Raw genomic sequence first — 19,049 nt, 5'->3', positions numbered from 1 at the left:
AAATGTAAGCGTCTGATTTTTATGTATTTGTGTTTTTTTAGGTGTGCTTTTAGTTTATTTGACACGCAGGATAATCTTTTGCAATCTAGACCTCGAAATTTAGTGACGGTGATTAACCAACAAAGAGTGGTAATGACCAGTCATAAAAAATAAAAGGGAACCGGGCAAGGATCTCCCATTCTTAGAAAAGGCAGTGGATTTATTATGAAAAAGACTCTATTAGCGCTAGCTATCGCAGCGGTATCAACTTCTGCATTCGCAGTTGAAACAAGTTCTCAAAACTCTAAGCCAATGTTTGAGTTTGAAGACATGCACAAAGATCAATTCTCAGTATCTGGTGCTTGGGGTGTTGGTGGTTACTACGATTCATACTCTGGTGCAATCTACGATGATTGGGCAACAGCTCTAACTCTAGCTGTAAGCTACAAAAACAACCGTTGGGTTGGTTACTTTGAAACTGACCTAATGGTTAACTACATCTCTGACACTAATGATTTTGCTAAAGTTAAAGAAACTTACGGTGCGATCGAATCTGGTCCAAATACAGACGTAGATAAAGCATGGTTAGGTTTTGACACTGGTTTTGGTGTTGCATCTTTCGGTTGGGAAAACGATACAGCTCTTGATAAAGTAGATGGCGCTGGTGATATGACTTACGAGTTTGGTGCTTCTGCTGGCGATGCATCTGATGCATACAACGTAGTTAAGTTCCAAGGTGCTACTTCTGGTTTCGCTTACGGTGTTTCTTACTTTGAAACAGACGAAAGCCACGCTGCTGCTGACAAAGGTGTGAACGGTTACGTTGGTTTCGAACACGAGATCTTTAACATCTACGCTGGTTACGAAGACCGCGATGAAGCAGACTACACAGTAACTTCTGTATCTGGTAACGTTAAGATTGGTGATACTGTTAAGCTAGGTTTCAACTCTTGGATTGACGATGGTGAAAAAGATTCAAGCAAACTAAACCTTCTAAACAAGAAGAAGACTGGTTACTACCTATCAGGCGCATTCGATGCTTCTGAGCAAGTGACTGTTGCTGCTGGTTACGGTGCAAACACTACAGAACAAGATCGTCTAGCTGATGAAGATTACAGCTACATGAACATTGCTGTTATGTACACGCACAGCGACCGTCTAGACATGGGTATCGATATCAAACAAGAACTAGACGTTTTTGATGGTGTTCGTACCGATAGCTCTGATGAAGAGACGTTCGTATTCGCAGCTGCTTACTACTACTTCTAATAGTTTAACTTTTAGTTAAGTAACGCTGTAAAAGCCAGTCTTATGACTGGCTTTTTTGTGCCTGAGATTCATCAACGCATATAAAAATGGCCGCTATATTAGCGGCCATTTCTCTACTTATCGAATTATTACTTTAGATCTCTTTCCACTCACCAGGCTGAAGCTGCCCCACATTCATACTGCCCATGGAGTAACGAATAAGACGCAGGGTAGGGAAGCCGATATTGGCTGTCATTCGTCTTACTTGGCGGTTACGTCCTTCAATGATTGTGACAGCTAACCATGTTGTCGGTATTGCGGCTCTGAAACGCACTGGAGGGGTTCTTTCCCACACAACAGGTTCAGACATCACCTCAATTTGAGCAGGCAGTGTCATGCCGTCTTTTAGCTCCACACCTTTTCTCAATTTATCTAAATCTTCCTCAGAAGGTGCGCCTTCAACCTGCACCCAGTAAGTCTTCGGTGACTTTGAGTTTGGTTGAGTTAATTTGGCTTGGAAGATGCCATCGTTGGTCAATACCATTAAACCTTCGCTGTCACGGTCGAGTCGTCCGGCAGCATAAACATCTTTAACTGGAATGAAGTCGGCGAGTGTTTTCCTGCCTTCACCATCAGTGAATTGACTGAGGGTATCGAAAGGCTTGTTGAATAAGATTACTTTGCGATCTTCAAGTGATACTTTGGGTTTTGCGATAGTAGGCTTACCTTTGTATCGGTGTTTACTTGAGTGCGGTTTCTTGTGCGAATTACCAGTGTTATTTTTATCACTGCCGCGGCTTGGTCTATTACCGTTTTGTTTTAATGTGGTACCAGAACGAGCTGGTTTGTCTGAGCTAGATGCGCCTCGAGAGCGAGTAGACATGTTAACTACCTTGCAAAAATGTAAACGAAGTGTGCTGAAAAGTTTTCACTGAAACGGAATTGAGCTATCATTTGCGCGCCTAAAAGACACAAAATAGAACAAGTTGATGGACTCTTAAGCCTGATTTGTTTAATTATACCTTCGTGTTTTATTATAACAACGCACTCACGGATTTGGTTCATGCTGTCATCAAGATTGTATGAAAAATAAGATAGAGTACGACTATCGAGTAAGCAGTTTTCACTCTTTGAGTGGCTTACTGGTCAATTTATAACATGCTCACTACTTTAAATGAGCTTGTAAGAACTATAGGGAAATTTCATGCCTACTGAAAAACCAACGATCATCTATACCATTACAGACGAAGCTCCGGCGCTAGCAACTTACTCTCTGCTGCCAATCATTCAATCTTTTACAGCTTCTTCTGGTATTAACGTTGATACTCGCGACATTTCACTTGCAGGGCGCATTATTGCCAACTTCCCTGACTATTTGAACGAAGAGCAACGTATTGGTGATGCACTAGCAGAACTAGGTGAATTGGCTAAGACACCAGAAGCGAACATTATCAAGCTTCCAAACATCTCTGCATCTGTACCTCAACTTCAAGCAACGATCAAAGAACTTCAGTCAAAAGGTTACGCACTTCCTAATTATCCAGAAGAAGCAAATACTGACGAAGAGAAAGTCGTTAAAGCGACTTACGACAAAATCAAAGGCAGTGCAGTAAACCCTGTGCTACGTGAAGGTAACTCGGATCGTCGTGCTCCACTTTCTGTTAAGAATTACGCGAAGAAAAATCCACACTCAATGGGTGCATGGTCTGCAGATTCTAAGTCGCACGTTTCAAGTATGGACGACAAAGACTTCTTCGGTAGCGAAAAGTCAGTAACGATTGAAGGTGCTACAGAAGTGAGCATTGAATTCGTAGGCAAAGATGGCGCAAAGAAAACGCTGAAGCCTGCTTTTGCACTTCAAGATAAAGAGATCATTGATGCTTCAGTAATGAACAAAGCTGCTTTGGTTGCATTCTTTGAAAAAGAGATCGCATCAGCAAAAGAGCAAGGTGTACTGCTTTCTCTTCACATGAAAGCGACGATGATGAAAGTATCTGATCCTGTGATCTTTGGTCACGCGGTTAAGGTTTACTACAAAGACGTATTCGCTAAACACGGTGAGCTATTCGAAGAACTCGGTGTTGATGTTAACAACGGCATCGGCGATGTATACGCAAAAATAGCTGCGCTTCCTCAAGATCAGAAAGAAGCGATCGAAGCTGACCTACAAGCGGTATACGAGACGCAGCCACCACTAGCGATGGTAGATTCAGACCGCGGTATTACCAACCTACACGTACCAAGCGATATCATTGTTGATGCATCTATGCCTGCAATGCTGCGTTCTTCAGGTCAAATGTGGGATCCAGAAGGTAAACAAAAAGATACTAAAGCTATGATCCCAGATCGCAGCTACGCAAGCATCTACCAAGCGGTTATTGATTTCTGTAAAGAGAACGGCGCTTTCGATCCAACAACGATGGGTAGCGTACCAAACGTTGGCCTGATGGCTCAAAAAGCGGAAGAGTACGGCTCTCACGACAAGACTTTCATCCTAGAAGCTGCTGGTCAGGTTCAAGTGGTTGACGCTTCTGGTTCTGTTCTTCTTGAGCAAGACGTAGAGGAAGGCGATATCTTCCGTATGTGTCAGGTTAAAGATGCACCAATTCAAGACTGGGTTAAGCTTGCTGTAACTCGCGCACGTGCTGCGGGTGTTCCTGCGGTATTCTGGTTAGATGCAGCTCGAGCACACGACGCTCAGCTTATTAAGAAAGTAGAAGCTTATCTTCCTGAGTACGATACAGATGGTCTTGAAATTAAGATCCTTGCTCCACTTGAAGCAACTCAATACTCTCTGGTTCGTATCAAAGAAGGTCTAGATACTATTTCTGTTACAGGTAACGTATTACGTGATTACCTAACTGATTTGTTCCCAATTCTAGAGCTTGGTACGTCAGCTAAAATGCTGTCGATTGTTCCCCTAATGAATGGCGGCGGTCTGTTTGAAACAGGTGCTGGCGGTTCTGCGCCTAAGCACGTGCAACAAGTAGAGAAAGAAAACCATCTGCGTTGGGATTCTTTAGGTGAATTCTTGGCATTAGCGGCATCTCTAGAGCACCTAAGCGTAGTCACTGGTAATGCTAAGGCACAAGTTCTCGCTGATGCGCTTGATAAAGCGACCGGCGAATTCCTAGACAAAAACAAATCTCCGTCACGTCGAGTCGGTGAGCTTGATAACCGTGGTAGCCACTACTACCTAGCAACATACTGGGCTAAAGCGCTTGCTGAGCAAGCAGTTGATGCTGACCTAGCGACTGAGTTTGCAGGTGTTGCAAGTCAACTAGCTGAAAGCGAAGAAGCGATTGTTGCTGAGCTAAACAACGCTCAAGGTCCAGCAGGTGATTTAGGGGGTTATTACCTACTTGATGATGCACTAGTTTCAACGCTAATGCGCCCGAGTGCGACATTGAACGCATTCATTGACGCATAGTGATTAGGACTTGCCGTTAGCAAGTCACCGCATGGGTTGCTAACGAGTCGCTTGCTCTGACAGTCAAGTCATAGGTTAAGTCAAAACGAAAGACGCTTTAACGATAACGTTAAAGCGTCTTTTTTTCATAATGCTTTCCTAGACCTAGCTTGAGGGCGAATATCCTTGGACGAATTGTATAGTGAGCTACTTTATATAGCTCCCAGATCGAAAAACCGCTCATTTAATCCTGTATTAAAGGTATCAAATGAGCGGTTTCAATATTCTGCTTACCTGTCAGCCGTTAATTAAGACTGATGGAGGTCACACGATTTGGCAATCGCCTATTTAGCGGCGCTGCCTTCGACAGGAACAACGGAACTAGCATGGGAGCCTTTAGGTCCACTTTCTACTTCATAGTCGACTTGCTGACCCGCTTTTAAGGTTCGATAACCATCCATCTGTATTGTGGAGTAGTGCGCAAAAATATCGCCGTCTTCACCTTCTGGACAAATAAAGCCAAACCCTTTGGCGTTGTTAAACCATTTTACTGTACCTGTAGCCATGCTATACATCCCTCATGCATTTTGTTACTAACGTTGTTATATCAATTGTCGTAAGTGCGATTGATATCATTCTTACCAGCTAACGGATTTCAGCTGATAACTTGAATCTCGTACATTGCTTACGGAAATTAACGCTACCTTGCGTAATAATTCCTTGTTGTTGCATTTTTTTGCTTATTGTTAAGGTTGCTTAAGAAAAATCTTTTAGCACCAATGTAGCTAATGATTGAGCGCAGTCAATAGTAAATTGATATAAAAGTGATCAATTTTAATAACAAATCACATTCGAGATTAACCACAAACTATTAACTAAATAGTAACTTAGTGGTGATCTTATGGTCAGCGTCAATAGTAATGGTGTCTTTTTAATCAATCACATATGTTAATTCTGTTAATAGACATCTTTTATTTGCAGCGATGGAAATGGTGGATTAGGCTCAGTATAGAGGAATATTTTTTGGTACTGTTTCTTGGTGCAGTTTCTTAGTACACCGTAAAGCGTGAATGTGGTAGATTTGAGTTAAGTAAGCACTCACGAATTCCGAAAAATAACCTTAGCAAAGCTGATATGAGCAGAAACTTCGAATGGGCAGCTCCAGGCTCAGATTTACTGGAGAAAGAAGCAACAAAAGTAAAGCCACCGGCTATGTATAACGTTGTATTGAACAACGATGATTACACGCCAATGGATTTTGTCATCGAGATCCTCGAGCGGTTTTTCTCACTAGATATAGAACAAGCAACGGAAGTGATGCTCAAGGTTCATTATGAAGGTAAAGCTATTTGCGGCACATACAGTGCTGAAATAGCCGAAACAAAGGTAGCGCAGGTAAGGATGTACTCAAAGGAAAATGAGCATCCGCTACTATGTACAATGGAGCAAGTATAAATTGCTCGAACAACACTGTTGTTCCCTTAGGAGGTACTTATGCTAAATAAAGAATTAGAGTCGAGTTTAAATGGCGCATTTGCTCGTGCGCGAGACAAGCGACATGAATTTATGACTGTCGAACACCTCCTACTAGCATTATTAGAAAATGATGCGGCCAAGGAAGCGCTCCAAGCTTGTCAGGCTGATCTCGATGCTCTTCGCAATGAGCTCGATATTTTTATTGATCAAACAACCCCGCTTATCCCAGAAAACGATGAAACTCGAGAAACCCAGCCAACACTGAGCTTTCAACGAGTACTTCAGCGCGCGGTTTTTCATGTCCAATCTTCAGGTCGCAGTGAAGTAACAGGTGCAAACGTGCTTGTGGCTATTTTTAGTGAGCAAGAATCTCACGCGGCATACCTACTGAAGAAAAACGACATCAGTCGCTTAGACATCGTTAACTTCATTTCGCACGGCATTACCAAAGCAAGCAACGAAGGCGACAGTGCTTCATCGCCAGATTCATTCGGTGGTGCAGAAAATGCTGAAGAAGCAAATTCTGAAGACCGTCTAGAAAACTTTGCAACCAATCTTAATGAAGTGGCTAAGCAAGGTAATATTGACCCACTCATCGGCCGTGACAAAGAACTTGAGCGAACAGTTCAAGTATTGTGTCGTCGTCGTAAAAATAACCCTCTGTTAGTGGGTGAAGCGGGTGTAGGTAAAACGGCCATTGCAGAAGGTCTTGCATGGCGTATCGTTGAAGGGCAGGTGCCTGAAATCATTCAGAGCAGCGTGATTTACTCTTTAGATATTGGTTCACTGCTTGCAGGCACTAAATATCGTGGTGACTTTGAGAAGCGCTTTAAAGCCATTCTTAAGCAACTGGAAAAAGAAGAAGACGCTATCTTGTTCATCGACGAAATTCACACCATCATTGGCGCGGGTGCTGCATCAGGTGGACAAGTGGATGCTGCAAACTTAATCAAACCGCTACTAAGCAGTGGTAAATTACGTTGTATTGGTTCAACCACTTACCAAGAGTACAGCAGTATTTTTGAGAAGGAACGTGCGTTGTCTCGTCGCTTCCAAAAAATCGATATTGTTGAACCATCACTTGATGACACGACCAAGATTCTGATTGGCTTGAAGCCAAAATACGAAGCTCACCACGAAGTGCGTTACACAAATAAAGCGTTACGTGCCGCTGTGGAGCTGTCTGCTAAGTATATTAATGAACGTCACCTTCCAGATAAGGCGATTGACGTTATTGATGAAGCGGGTGCTCGTAGTCGTTTAGCTCCAGCAAGTCGTCGTAAGAAGACAGTGAGCGTGGCTGATATCGAGTCGATGGTTGCGAAAATGGCTCGTATTCCTGAAAAGTCAGTATCATCTTCAGACAAAGATACGCTTCAGAAACTGGATGACCGCATGAAAATGTTGGTATTCGGACAAGATCCAGCGATCGATGTACTGAGTGAAGCGATAAAGCTGACTCGTGCAGGTTTGGGTGCAGACAATAAACCGGTTGGTTCATTCCTATTTGCTGGTCCGACTGGTGTGGGTAAAACCGAGGTGACGGTTCAGCTTTCTAAACTGATGGGTATTGAGCTGTTGCGTTTTGATATGTCTGAATACGGTGAACGTCACTCTGTGAGCCGTCTGATCGGTGCTCCTCCAGGTTATGTAGGATACGATCAAGGTGGACTACTCACTGATGCAGTCATCAAGAACCCGCACTCTGTTGTGTTACTTGATGAGATCGAGAAGGCTCACCCAGATATCTTTAACTTGTTATTACAAGTGATGGATAACGGTACTTTGACGGACAACAACGGTCGCAAAGCGGATTTCCGTAATGTGATCTTAGTAATGACAACCAACGCAGGTGTCGCGGAAACCGAGAAAAAATCGATCGGTCTGATCCAACAAGATCATGCGCCAGATGCAATGGGTGAGATTAAGAAAGTCTTCACACCGGAGTTCCGTAACCGTCTTGATAATATCATTTGGTTCAACAGTTTAGACCCAAGTGTGATCAGCCAAGTTGTCGATAAGTTTATCGTAGAGCTTCAGGTTCAACTGGACGCACGTGGTGTCTCTTTAGAAGTATCTGAAGATGCTCGTCACTGGTTAGCACACCTAGGCTATGACAAGACCATGGGCGCACGTCCTATGGGCCGAGTTATTCAAGAGAAGCTTAAGAAGCCGCTTGCGAATGAATTGTTGTTCGGTAGTTTGGTCGACGGCGGCACTGTGAAAGTGTCTCTGAAGAAAGATGAACTGGACTTCGTTTACGTAGGCGCCAAAGAAGAAGTGATGCACTAAGAGCTAGAGACTAGCAGCTAACTACTATTAGTCACTAACGAAGAGTAGACGCACTTAAACGCAATACTTTGATAAAAACGCATGACTTCGGTTGTGCGTTTTTTTGTATCTGCGTGATCGAAAAGACAGCTAAAAATGCGCGTAGATGCAACTAGAGCGTAATAATGAGTATTTACTTGGCGATATAGAGTTGAGGGCTAAACATTGAAGGGTGAGGCTTTAGCTGGGCGTGACGCGGGTTAGGAACGCAACCTTATGAAATAGAGAGATTTATAAAGCGATTAGCGAATCTGTTTGCTTTTGTATAGATGGTAAAAAACGGAGCATAGAGCTCCGTTTCTTATCGTATTCGATAATTAAAAATTAACGAGCACGGAAGACGATGCGGCCTTTAGAAAGGTCGTATGGAGTCATCTCAACAGTTACTTTATCACCAGTAAGAATACGGATGTAGTTCTTACGCATTTTACCAGAGATGTGTGCTGTCACTACGTGACCATTTTCAAGCTCAACACGGAACATCGTGTTTGGTAGAGTATCAAGGACAGTGCCTTGCATCTCGATTACGTCTTCTTTAGCCATCTAATCCTCTTTCGAAACTTGGCGGTTTTCAACGGCTTGATTGTGCCGTTAAAATCAAAATATGTAAAGTTGTCGCGTATTCTACCCTTGCCACCGTTGATTTACTAGCCTTTGATGACGTTGAAATCGTACTTTATAGTTCATAGCAGGACATTCATCGATTTGATAACCCAAATATAGCCATTGTTTTTGCTCTTTTTGCGCGTGTTGAATCTGGAACAAAACGCCTAAGGTTCCCATTGAGATATCGATGTCAGGGTCGAAGAAGGTATAAAACGCACTGGTGCAGTGAGACATAACATCGGTAACAGCGATGCCGACCAACTGGTTTTCATTGTAGATGTGCATGTATTGTGTAGTCAGCCACTCGTTTTTGGAGAACTGTAGGAACTCTTCCTTCTTTGGAGGATACATCGTTCCGGATTGATGACGAGCTGTAATGTATCGGCTGTATAAATTAAACCAGTTGTCATCCATCGTGTCTTTAAATTCCCAGTGGAATGACTTGGCTTTGTTCAGGATTCGTCGCTGGCTTTTGGAAAACTTTATTTCAGGGATGGAAAGGCGAATAGCCTGACAAGCTGAACAATTGTCACAATGCGGTTTGTAGATTGTGCTGCCACTACGACGAAACCCATTCGCAAGCAGTACTTCGTAGTTATCTGCTGTGTGCATAAATTCATCGAGCGTCACTGCTACACGTTCTTGGAGGTGTGGCAGATAGCTGCAAGCATGGTTATCGGTTAATCCAATTCTGATTTGTTGTAAATCTGAACTCATGAAGGCATTCCCTCTAGCCATTGTGCTTCAAAACATCCATCGTTAAGTTGACTTTCTTTGAGTATTTTCAGAGCGCTAAGAAACTCATCTCTTTCTACTTCGATAGCGCCTAATGAGTCCAAGTGAGGATTCATGACTTGGCAATCGATGAGCTTTCCTCCAAATTGCTTAAAGTGTCTGCAGAAATACCATAGCGCAATTTTGGAGGCATTGGTTTTCAAACTAAACATCGATTCACCACAAAATACCTGACCTCTCTGCAAGCCGTATAGGCCTCCAATCAGCTCATCGTCTTGCCAAACCTCTACCGAGTGACAAAAACCTAATGCTGACAACTCGCGGTAAGCGGTTTGCATGTCTTCATTTAACCACGTTTCTTCTTGAGGTCTAAGCGATGAACAGTAACCTATCACTTTATCGGTCGCTTGGTTGATGCTAACTCGATAATTGTGCTTTCTTTGAAACTTTTTAAGACTTTTTGACGGTTCGAATGTCTTAGGATTAAATACTGCTCGCGGTGCAGGGCTCCACCAAAGTATAGGCTCCCCAGGCCCATACCATGGAAATATACCTTGGCTATAAGCGTTTAAAATTCGCATCGGTGACAAATCACCCCCAAAGGCGAGCAAGCCATTCGGTTCGTCGAGGGCTTCAAAGGGCGAAGGAAACTCTATACTCGTAGTATCAAGCTCGGTTAGGTATATAGTCATAAGTTCCGCATTACAGATTAATCAATGACCAAGAGGTCTTAAGGAGTTTTACCATGAAAAAGTTGCTTTGGATTTTACTTGTTTTGCCCATGTTGGCAAATGCAGCTTACAACCGGAACGAAGCTCGTCCTGTTAACGAGGTCGTTTATGGTGAAATTGATACGGTTAGATATATCACGCAACAGGAGATCGTTGAATCGAAAGCGAATGGTTGGGAAACCTTATTAGGTGCTGCGATTGGTGGCTTGATCGGTAACCAATTTGGTGGTGGCACGGGTAAAGAGGTGGCTACGGCCGTTGGTGCTGTTGCTGGGGCGGGCATTGCGCGTAATCGAGGTAACACCCAATATAGAGTTGAATACAAATTGGTCGAGTTATTGGTCAAAACCAAAGACAATAAGCTGGTCAACATCATTCAAGATGTCGACAATTCTATGTTGTTTAATCGTGGCGATGACGTGCGAATCCTATATTTTTCTGATGGCGTGCGAGTGGATCTAGCATACTAGTATGTAAATACGTTTAGTTGGCGAATTAATAGCCTTTAACGGAGGGATTAGCTCTGGAGTTCATCGGAAAAGTTCGTTAGTCTGCAAGTACGAAGAATTATTCATCACCCGAAAATAAATACGCGCCAGTGGCTTCGGGTGGTACAAGGACTAAAAGATTTAATGGAAAGCCTTACGTTACAACCAATTCAAAAAGTGAGCGGGGAAGTTAACTTACCTGGTTCAAAAAGTGTATCTAACCGAGCACTTCTTTTAGCGGCACTTTCGACTGGAACAACACGCCTAACCAATTTGTTAGACAGTGATGATATCCGCCATATGCTGAATGCTTTGACTCAGTTGGGCGTTGACTATCAATTGTCTGCAGATAAAACCGTCTGTGAAGTAACGGGCGTTGGTGGTGCATTTTCAAGCGACCAAGCTCTTGAGCTTTTCTTAGGTAACGCTGGTACAGCGATGCGTCCATTAGCCGCAGCTTTATGCTTAGGCCATGGCGAATATGTACTGACTGGCGAACCTCGAATGAAAGAGCGTCCAATTGGTCATCTAGTCACCGCATTGCGAGCAGCAGGTGCCGACGTAGAGTATCTAGAAAACGAAAACTTCCCACCGTTAAAAATTAAGGGCACTGGCCTTAAGAGTGGTACGGTTTCTATTGATGGTTCTATTTCTAGTCAGTTTTTGACGGCATTTTTAATGGCTGCACCTTTAGCTGAAGGTGAAGTGACCATTAAAATTGATGGCGAATTAGTTTCAAAACCTTACATCGATATCACGCTACACATTATGAAACAATTTGGTGTGGATGTGATTAATAACGATTACCAAGAGTTCGTAATTCCTACGGGGCAATCGTACTCTGCACCGGGTGACTTCTTGGTTGAAGGCGATGCGTCATCGGCATCTTACTTCCTTGCCGCTGCGGCGATTAAAGGCGGCGAGATTAAAGTCACGGGTATTGGTAAAAACAGTATCCAAGGTGATATCCAATTCGCTGACGCGCTTGAAAAAATGGGTGCTGAAATTGAATGGGGTGATGACTACGTTATCTCTCGCTGTGGCGAGCTTAAAGGCATTGATATGGATTACAACCATATTCCAGACGCAGCGATGACTATTGCAACGACAGCCTTGTTTGCTAAAGGTACAACGGCTATTCGTAATGTTTACAACTGGCGTGTTAAAGAGACCGATCGCTTAGCGGCGATGGCGACAGAGCTTCGTAAAGTTGGCGCAGAGGTCGAAGAGGGTGAAGATTACATTATCGTTAACCCTGTTGCTGAACTGACACATGCGGCGATTGATACCTATGATGATCACCGTATGGCGATGTGTTTCTCGTTGGTGGCGTTGAGTGATACACCTGTGACCATTAATGATCCAGGTTGTACTTCAAAGACTTTCCCTGACTACTTCGACAAGCTGAAAATGCTGAGCCAATAAAAATACTGAGTGTAGAAATATTCAGGAAGTAAAAAAGCTTGCCTAAATGGCAAGCTTTTTCATTATTGCTGAAGCGTAAATTCTTTTGAAAGATGGTGCGCTAAGTATTTAAACATGTTAAATACTGCGGTTGTATTCTCTGTTGGCAATCCGTTGCTGTCTAAGAAGTATTCACCCTTAAAGACGAGTACGTCGTCTTTTTCTACTACGCTGTTTGTGCGCATGCCTTCAATGTAGTCATCATGTGATTGGATAATTTGGTTTGCGATAAGCAGTAAATCAAATTCTGCTATTACTTTCTTTGTCATGAGTTCATCTCTGATAACTGAATATATCGTTGAGTTTATTGTGTAGCACTAGAAATTCAATGATTTCACAACCGAATAAGAGAGTCTTTTCGAATCTCCATCATTTATTTTGTGATTTATGACAAAAATAATTGAATGGGGCTCGCGTTAGATTCGCGGACAAGCTTAGTATGACCGCGTTTATACGTAATGCCTGATGAATAGGCTCTTGCAAGTATTCTTCGTGAGTACTTTATCGCTTTTTTACATTGTGACCCTTTTATCCGCTGAGTCGTCGATTTGTCGACCGATCAGATCCAATTTTGAAAAAAGCGGTTGATCTTCTAGTAATCTCGCACAATAGTAAAAAAAGAAGCAATGAATTTAGAATATCATGCGTAAAAGCCCACAAGTTAAATTGTTGGTGCTGAAGCATCGTGATTAAGGACGTTAGAGTCAATATGGGTAAATCGCTAGTTATAGTGGAGTCGCCGGCCAAGGCTAAAACCATCAATAAATATCTTGGCAAAGACTTTGTCGTTAAGTCGAGTGTAGGTCACGTACGTGATTTACCAACGGCAGGTCAAAGCACCGGTAAAAAGGCTACTGCAGTTTCAACCAAGGGTATGAGCCCAGAAGATAAAGCTCGTATCAAGAAAGAAAAAGATCGCAAAGCGCTTATTAAAAAGATGGGTATCAACCCATACAATGAGTGGGAAGCGAACTACCAAATTCTACCTGGTAAAGAGAAAGTCGTTGCTGAATTGCAAAAACTGGCTGAGAACGCAGACCATGTTTATCTCGCAACCGATTTGGATCGCGAAGGAGAAGCTATCGCATGGCACCTTCGTGAGATCATCGGTGGCGATGAAACGCGATACAAACGAGTGGTTTTTAACGAAATTACTAAAAATGCTATTCAGCAAGCTTTCGAAACTCCAGGTGAGCTAAACATCGATGGCGTAAACGCTCAGCAAGCACGACGTTTCATGGACCGTGTTGTGGGCTTTATGGTGTCACCTCTGCTTTGGAAAAAAGTAGCACGAGGCCTATCCGCTGGCCGTGTTCAATCGGTAGCTGTAAAACTGCTGGTTGAGCGTGAGCGCGAGATCAATGCCTTTATCCCTGAAGAGTTCTGGGATGTGCATGCTGATACTAAAACGACGGATAAAACAGATTTCAGACTGCAAGTTGCACAGAAAGATGGTGTCGCTTTCAGACCTGTAAACGAAGCGCAAACTTTGGCTGCCGTCAGTGTATTAGACAAAGCTCAATACGAAGTATGTAAACGTGAAGACCGCCCAACGAAGAGTAAGCCGTCTGCCCCTTACATCACGTCAACGTTGCAACAAGCTGCGAGTACGCGTCTTGGCTACGGCGTAAAGAAAACCATGATGTTGGCTCAGCGTCTCTATGAGGCGGGTTACATCACTTATATGCGTACTGACTCGACTAACTTGAGTTCAGAGGCTGTAGAGGCCGCACGTGAATACATCGGTTCTGAGTTTGGTGCGCAATATTTGCCAGCTAAAGCACTTGTTTACGGTAGCAAAGAGGGTGCACAAGAAGCCCACGAAGCGATTCGTCCTTCAAGCGTTGATGTGAAGTCTGAAGACTTAAATGGTGTTGATGCTGATGCTCACAAACTTTACTCGCTGATTTGGAATCAATTCGTCGCGTGTCAAATGACGCCAGCGCAATACGATTCAACAACAGTAAGTGTTAAAGCGGATGAGTACACGCTGAAAGCGAAAGGTCGTATCCTTAAATTTGATGGTTGGACTCGCGTTCAACGTCCAATGGGTAAGAACGAAGATACTATTCTTCCTGCAGTTCAAATTGGCGATAAGCTTGACCTGATTGCTCTAGACCCTAAACAGCACTTCACTAAGCCACCAGCACGTTTCACTGAAGCTGCATTGGTTAAAGAACTAGAGAAGCGCGGTATTGGTCGTCCGTCAACTTACGCGTCAATCATCTCGACGATTCAAGATCGTGGCTATGTGAAAGTTGAACAGCGTCGTTTCTATGCTGAAAAAATGGGTGAAATTGTTACTGACCGACTAGATGGCAGCTTCAATGACTTAATGAACTATGACTTTACAGCTCGTATGGAGCAAAAGTTAGACCAAATCGCAGAAGGCGAAGCGAGCTGGAAAGGCGTTCTAGATAACTTCTTCACTGACTTTACTGGCGACCTAGAGCAAGCGGATCTCGATGAAGATGCGGGTGGCATGAAGCCAAACCATATCGTTGAAACCGATATTGAGTGTCCAACTTGTAGCCGTAAAATGGGTATTCGTACTGCTTCAACAGGCGTATTCCTAGGTTGTTCTGGTTATGCGCTTCCACCAAAAGAACGTTGTAAGACAACGATCAACCTTGGTGATGAAGAAGGCATTATCAACGTTCTAGAAGAAGACGTTGAAACCGCAGCACTTCGAGCTAAAAAGCGTTGTCCTATCTGTGAAACGGCAATGGATGCTTATCTGATTGATGATAAGCGTAAGATGCACGTATGTGGTAACAACCCTAACTGTGAAGGTTATGTGGTTGAACACGGTGAGTTCAAAGTGAAGGGCTATGATGGTCCACTTGTTGAGTGTGACAAGTGTGGTTCTGACATGGTTCTTAAAAATGGCCGTTTTGGTAAATACATGGATTGTACGAGTGAAGATTGTAAAAACACTCGTAAGATTCTGAAAAACGGCGAAGTTGCGCCACCTAAAGAGGACCCTGTGCACTTCCCTGAGCTTCCATGTGAAAACTCAGACGCGTACTTTGTTCTTCGAGATGGTGCTTCTGGCTTGTTTATGGCGGCGAGTAACTTCCCTAAATCACGTGAAACCCGTGCACCATTGGTGGAAGAGCTTGTTCGTTTTAAAGACCGTATTTCACCTAAATTCCAATACCTAGCATCAGCACCTGCTGCTGATCCAGATGGTAAGCCAGCAGTAGTTCGCTTTAGTCGTAAGACCAAAGAAAACTATGTTCGAACTGAAGTAGACGGAAAACCTTCTGGTTGGACCGCTTTGTATATCGACGGCAAATGGGAAGTAACGGATAAACGTAAGAAGCCCAAAGAAAAGTAATTGAACTTTATTGATCAAAAAAGCAGCCATTAGGCTGCTTTTTTTTGATCTAAATATGAGTAATTATGCAACTGTATGCGTCACTGTCTCACTTGTGGAGATTTATTAAATTCGCAGAGTGAAATAAATTAAAAAATTTATATTATCTTCTTATGAAACTTTAACGAGAATGTAACTTAATTAAAATATTGTAAGTCACAGATCAGTGTTTAGTTGTATACCTGATGTGTGCCGGGTGTTAATGTAATGTTTCGCTCAGGCGGTGTAATGTGAGCTGCTTTAAGTCTTAGGAAAGCAATCAGCTTGCGCAACACAGAATGGCGTATTAAAAATTGAAATCGACAGGAAAGTCGATAACGTATATCAAACCAAGTGCAAAGAATAGTGCACACATAACAACGTTTGGCTTAGGATACTGTCACTGTATGTGAATAGATATTCGTTAAGTACCGAAACAAGTGTTAGTGCTCATCCCCCAGAGGAAGATACCTCTACGAGTACTGACATCGACAAGCTATAAATATATGGAGAATAAAATGGCTGGTGTATTGGGAATGATTCTTGCTGGTGGTGAAGGCTCTCGCTTAAGACCTTTAACTGAATCTCGCAGCAAACCCTCGGTTCCTTTCGGTGGTAGCTACCGCTTAATTGATTTCGCTTTGAACAACTTCGTTAATGCTGATCTGATGAAGATCTATGTATTAACACAATTCAAGTCACAATCACTGTTCCACCATATGAAAAAAGGTTGGAATATCAGTGGTATAACAGATCGCTTCATTGACCCTATTCCTGCGCAAATGCGTAAAGGGAAGCGTTGGTACGAAGGCACAGCAGATGCTATCTACCAAAACATGGGCTTTATGGAGTTGGAAGAACCTGATCAAGTCTGCATTTTTGGTTCTGACCATATCTACAAAATGGACATCAAGCAGATGCTTGATTTCCATAAAGAGAAGAAAGCAGCGCTAACCGTTTCTGCACTGCGCATGCCGCTTGCTGAAGCATCAGAATTCGGTGTTATCGAGGTTGATGCTGAAGGCCGTATGATTGGCTTCGAAGAGAAACCTGCAAATCCGAAGCCGATTCCAGGCGATCCTGAATCTGCGCTCGTTTCAATGGGCAACTACGTGTTCGAAGCAAAAGAGCTGTTTGCCGAACTAACAGAAGATGCAGATAAGCCTGATTCTACTCACGATTTCGGTAAAGATATTATTCCAAACATGTTTCCACGTGGTGATGTGTTTGTTTATGACTTCAGCACCAACCGCATTACCGGTGAAAAAGAAGAAGTTTACTGGCGCGATGTAGGTACGATTGACGCGTACTGGCAAGCTCATATGGACCTTCTTAAGAAAGATGCGCCATTCTCGCTATACAACCGCAAATGGCCTCTACACACTTATTATCCGCCACTACCACCAGCTACCTTTACTGACTCGGCAAATGGTCGAATTCAGATCATTGATAGCCTTGTGTGTAGCGGTAGTTATGTTCGCGGTTCACGCATTGAAAAGAGTGTGTTGGGATTCCGCAGCAATATCGCATCAGCGTGTGATATCAGCGAGAGTATCTTACTTGGTGATGTGAAGGTTGGCGAAGGTTGTATACTACGTCGCGTTATCATTGATAAAGATGCCGACATTGCACCAGGTACTCAGATTGGTGTAAACCTGACAGAAGATAAAAAGCATTACCACGTATCTGACGATGGTGTAGTCGTGATTTCTAAAGGAGCACGAGTTGGTTACTAAGACTCTCTCGGTACTTTTTGTAGCGTCTGAAGTTGAAGGCTTAATTAAAAGTGGTGGCTTGGCTGATGTAGCCAAGGCACTGCCTAAAGCGTTACAAACACTCGAACAAGACGTTCGAGTGACCATCCCCGCTTATCGAAACATCCCAAACATTGATTCAGCAGAAGTCATCTTGGCTACCGAGCTGGATCATTGGCCTCACACCGCTTATCAAGTTAAGAAATTGAGCGTCGAAGGTGTTCAAGTTTTTGGTATTGAATGTGCCAAGTATTTCGATCGCCCTGAAATGTACGCTGAAAATAATCACGCTTATGCCGATAACGGAGAGCGTTTCTCGTTCTTTAGTGCTGCGTGTTTGGATATGCTTCCTAAACTTGGCTTTCAGCCCGATATCGTTCATGCCAATGATTGGCACACGGGTTTTGTTCCCTTCTTGCTTAAGTCTCGTTATCAACAACACGACTTTTTTAAAAACACACGCAGCGTAATCTCGATTCACAATGCCGTTTTTAAAGGCGTGTTTTCTTACGAAGAGTTGCAGTCTTTGCCTGAAATGCACAGCCATAATGTTCCTGAAGCTGCCGTAAGTGATACTCACGTGACGATGCTGAAAGCGGGTGTGTTGTGTGCTGATAAAGTGAATGCAGTTAGCCCAACTTATGCACAAGAGCTGAAGACGGAATTAGGTAGCCATGGTATGGCAGCTGAATTCCAACACAGATCTAACGACCTGTTTGGTATTCTGAATGGCTGTGATTACGGTGCCTGGAACCCGGAAACGGATGCTTTCCTACCTCGTAAATACAAAGCGACCAAACACAGCATGGTTCGTGGGAAATCAGCTTGTAAGCAAAAACTGCAACAAGATGTTGGCCTACCAGTCACCGATTGTGCGGTTTATGGCATGGTTTGTCGTCTGACTAATCAGAAAGGTGTTCACTACTTACTGCCTATCATCGAACAGTTCTTGAAGAACGACTTGCAGATTGTGATTGTGGGTACAGGTGACCCAGTATTGGCGAGTCAGCTAAAAGAGTTGTCGGCACTTCACTCAAACAAGTTCTCGTTTGTAGAAGCGTATAACAACGAATTAGCGCACTTGGTTGAAGCGGGCTCTGATTTCTTCTTGATGCCTTCTGAATTTGAGCCTTGTGGCTTAAATCAAATCTATAGCATGGCTTACGGTACGTTACCGATTGTTCGTTCTGTCGGTGGTTTAAAAGACAGCGTGAATGATTACGATCAGGATCCTGAGATCGCAACTGGGTTTGCTTTTGATGAACCGACACCACAAGCGTTACTGGCTGTGTTACATCGCTCATTACTGCTTTACGCACAAAACCCATCTGAAATTAAGCGTGTTCAGCTTTATGCCATGCAGCAAGATTTTAGTTGGGAAGATGCGGCTAAAGAGTATCTTACGATGTACCATTCGGCACTTTAACTCGCTGAAATAGTTTTAAAATTAAGCTGACAGCTAGTAATAGT

Annotated in this window: 15 protein-coding genes; 9 read left to right on the top strand and 6 right to left on the bottom strand. The window is 43.3% G+C overall.

Features of this window, described 5'->3' with window-relative positions:
* The first annotated feature begins 204 nt into the window (after positions 1-204).
* Positions 205-1,248: a porin gene (locus OW495_RS09380; RefSeq protein ID WP_076668928.1), complete on the top strand. Its 1,044-nt coding sequence runs from the start codon at positions 205-207 to the stop codon at positions 1,246-1,248.
* 133 nt (positions 1,249-1,381) lie between these two features.
* Here the strand turns inward: OW495_RS09380 and OW495_RS09375 are convergent, their stop codons facing one another.
* Positions 1,382-2,110, bottom strand: a complete 729-nt coding sequence (locus tag OW495_RS09375; RefSeq protein WP_076668926.1) for a pseudouridine synthase — start codon at positions 2,108-2,110, stop codon at positions 1,382-1,384.
* 321 nt (positions 2,111-2,431) lie between these two features.
* Here OW495_RS09375 and OW495_RS09370 point away from each other — a divergent pair, with 321 nt between their 5' ends.
* Positions 2,432-4,657, top strand: a complete 2,226-nt coding sequence (locus OW495_RS09370; RefSeq protein ID WP_102514175.1) for an NADP-dependent isocitrate dehydrogenase — start codon at positions 2,432-2,434, stop codon at positions 4,655-4,657.
* Between the two features lie 323 nt (positions 4,658-4,980).
* Here OW495_RS09370 and cspD read toward each other — a convergent pair whose 3' ends face one another.
* Positions 4,981-5,202 carry a cold shock domain-containing protein CspD gene (gene cspD / locus OW495_RS09365; RefSeq protein ID WP_017105782.1) on the bottom strand — a complete coding sequence of 74 codons (222 nt, stop codon included), beginning with the start codon at positions 5,200-5,202 and terminating at the stop codon, positions 4,981-4,983.
* Between the two features lie 568 nt (positions 5,203-5,770).
* Here cspD and clpS point away from each other — a divergent pair.
* Together clpS and clpA are read left to right on the top strand one after the other, a co-directional pair.
* A complete protein-coding gene (clpS, locus tag OW495_RS09360) occupies positions 5,771-6,091 on the top strand; it encodes an ATP-dependent Clp protease adapter ClpS (RefSeq protein WP_017105781.1) in 321 nt (106 codons plus the stop codon).
* Positions 6,092-6,130: 39 nt separating this feature from the next.
* Positions 6,131-8,404 (top strand): ATP-dependent Clp protease ATP-binding subunit ClpA, encoded by a 2,274-nt coding sequence (clpA, locus tag OW495_RS09355; protein ID WP_017105780.1) that lies wholly within the window; start codon positions 6,131-6,133, stop codon positions 8,402-8,404.
* 363 nt (positions 8,405-8,767) lie between these two features.
* On the opposite strand, the gene infA is transcribed toward clpA, so the two are convergent.
* From infA to aat, 3 genes are all read right to left on the bottom strand, one after another.
* Positions 8,768-8,986, bottom strand: coding sequence for a translation initiation factor IF-1 (gene infA / locus OW495_RS09350; RefSeq protein WP_001040192.1), 219 nt, complete (start codon positions 8,984-8,986; stop codon positions 8,768-8,770).
* A gap of 81 nt (positions 8,987-9,067) precedes the next feature.
* Positions 9,068-9,766 (bottom strand): arginyltransferase, encoded by a 699-nt coding sequence (locus OW495_RS09345; RefSeq protein WP_289886159.1) that lies wholly within the window; start codon positions 9,764-9,766, stop codon positions 9,068-9,070.
* A complete protein-coding gene (aat, locus tag OW495_RS09340; protein WP_102383397.1) occupies positions 9,763-10,476 on the bottom strand; it encodes a leucyl/phenylalanyl-tRNA--protein transferase in 714 nt (237 codons plus the stop codon). The genes OW495_RS09345 and aat overlap by 4 nt, the downstream gene beginning before the upstream one ends.
* Positions 10,477-10,529: 53 nt before the next feature.
* On the opposite strand from aat, the gene OW495_RS09335 reads away from it, so the two are divergent.
* Together OW495_RS09335 and aroA are read left to right on the top strand one after the other, a co-directional pair.
* Positions 10,530-10,985 carry a glycine zipper 2TM domain-containing protein gene (locus OW495_RS09335; protein ID WP_017105777.1) on the top strand — a complete coding sequence of 152 codons (456 nt, stop codon included), beginning with the start codon at positions 10,530-10,532 and terminating at the stop codon, positions 10,983-10,985.
* A 162-nt stretch (positions 10,986-11,147) separates the two neighbouring features.
* Entirely contained in the window at positions 11,148-12,428 is a 1,281-nt protein-coding gene (aroA, locus tag OW495_RS09330) for a 3-phosphoshikimate 1-carboxyvinyltransferase (RefSeq protein WP_017111055.1), read from the top strand.
* A 62-nt stretch (positions 12,429-12,490) separates the two neighbouring features.
* On the opposite strand, the gene OW495_RS09325 is transcribed toward aroA, so the two are convergent.
* Positions 12,491-12,736 (bottom strand): YciN family protein, encoded by a 246-nt coding sequence (locus tag OW495_RS09325; RefSeq protein ID WP_017105775.1) that lies wholly within the window; start codon positions 12,734-12,736, stop codon positions 12,491-12,493.
* 440 nt (positions 12,737-13,176) lie between these two features.
* On the opposite strand from OW495_RS09325, the gene topA reads away from it, so the two are divergent.
* The 3 genes from topA to glgA all read left to right on the top strand — a co-directional run bounded on the left by topA (position 13,177) and on the right by glgA (position 19,005).
* A complete protein-coding gene (gene topA, locus OW495_RS09320; protein ID WP_102295208.1) occupies positions 13,177-15,807 on the top strand; it encodes a type I DNA topoisomerase in 2,631 nt (876 codons plus the stop codon).
* Positions 15,808-16,331: 524 nt separating this feature from the next.
* On the top strand, positions 16,332-17,561 hold the full coding sequence (gene glgC, locus OW495_RS09315) for a glucose-1-phosphate adenylyltransferase (RefSeq protein ID WP_076668920.1): 1,230 nt from the start codon (positions 16,332-16,334) through the stop codon (positions 17,559-17,561).
* A complete protein-coding gene (gene glgA / locus OW495_RS09310; RefSeq protein WP_102514512.1) occupies positions 17,551-19,005 on the top strand; it encodes a glycogen synthase GlgA in 1,455 nt (484 codons plus the stop codon). Before glgC ends, glgA begins: the two co-directional genes overlap by 11 nt.
* Positions 19,006-19,049: the final 44 nt, after the last annotated feature.

The sequence above is a fragment of the Vibrio sp. 14N.309.X.WAT.E.F5 genome (genome assembly GCF_030397615.1).
Classification (GTDB): domain Bacteria; phylum Pseudomonadota; class Gammaproteobacteria; order Enterobacterales; family Vibrionaceae; genus Vibrio; species Vibrio lentus.
This window is presented reverse-complemented; position numbering and strand designations above follow the sequence as displayed.

Coding starts and splice junctions, on each gene's coding strand:
- OW495_RS09375 (WP_076668926.1), bottom strand. CDS start 2,110: ATGTCTACTCGCTCTCGAGGCGCATCTAGCTCAGACAAACCAGCTCGT.
- aat (WP_102383397.1), bottom strand. CDS start 10,476: ATGACTATATACCTAACCGAGCTTGATACTACGAGTATAGAGTTTCCT.
- OW495_RS09370 (WP_102514175.1), top strand. CDS start 2,432: ATGCCTACTGAAAAACCAACGATCATCTATACCATTACAGACGAAGCT.
- glgC (WP_076668920.1), top strand. CDS start 16,332: ATGGAGAATAAAATGGCTGGTGTATTGGGAATGATTCTTGCTGGTGGT.
- clpS (WP_017105781.1), top strand. CDS start 5,771: ATGAGCAGAAACTTCGAATGGGCAGCTCCAGGCTCAGATTTACTGGAG.
- OW495_RS09380 (WP_076668928.1), top strand. CDS start 205: ATGAAAAAGACTCTATTAGCGCTAGCTATCGCAGCGGTATCAACTTCT.
- topA (WP_102295208.1), top strand. CDS start 13,177: ATGGGTAAATCGCTAGTTATAGTGGAGTCGCCGGCCAAGGCTAAAACC.
- clpA (WP_017105780.1), top strand. CDS start 6,131: ATGCTAAATAAAGAATTAGAGTCGAGTTTAAATGGCGCATTTGCTCGT.
- OW495_RS09335 (WP_017105777.1), top strand. CDS start 10,530: ATGAAAAAGTTGCTTTGGATTTTACTTGTTTTGCCCATGTTGGCAAAT.
- aroA (WP_017111055.1), top strand. CDS start 11,148: ATGGAAAGCCTTACGTTACAACCAATTCAAAAAGTGAGCGGGGAAGTT.
- OW495_RS09345 (WP_289886159.1), bottom strand. CDS start 9,766: ATGAGTTCAGATTTACAACAAATCAGAATTGGATTAACCGATAACCAT.
- infA (WP_001040192.1), bottom strand. CDS start 8,986: ATGGCTAAAGAAGACGTAATCGAGATGCAAGGCACTGTCCTTGATACT.
- cspD (WP_017105782.1), bottom strand. CDS start 5,202: ATGGCTACAGGTACAGTAAAATGGTTTAACAACGCCAAAGGGTTTGGC.
- OW495_RS09325 (WP_017105775.1), bottom strand. CDS start 12,736: ATGACAAAGAAAGTAATAGCAGAATTTGATTTACTGCTTATCGCAAAC.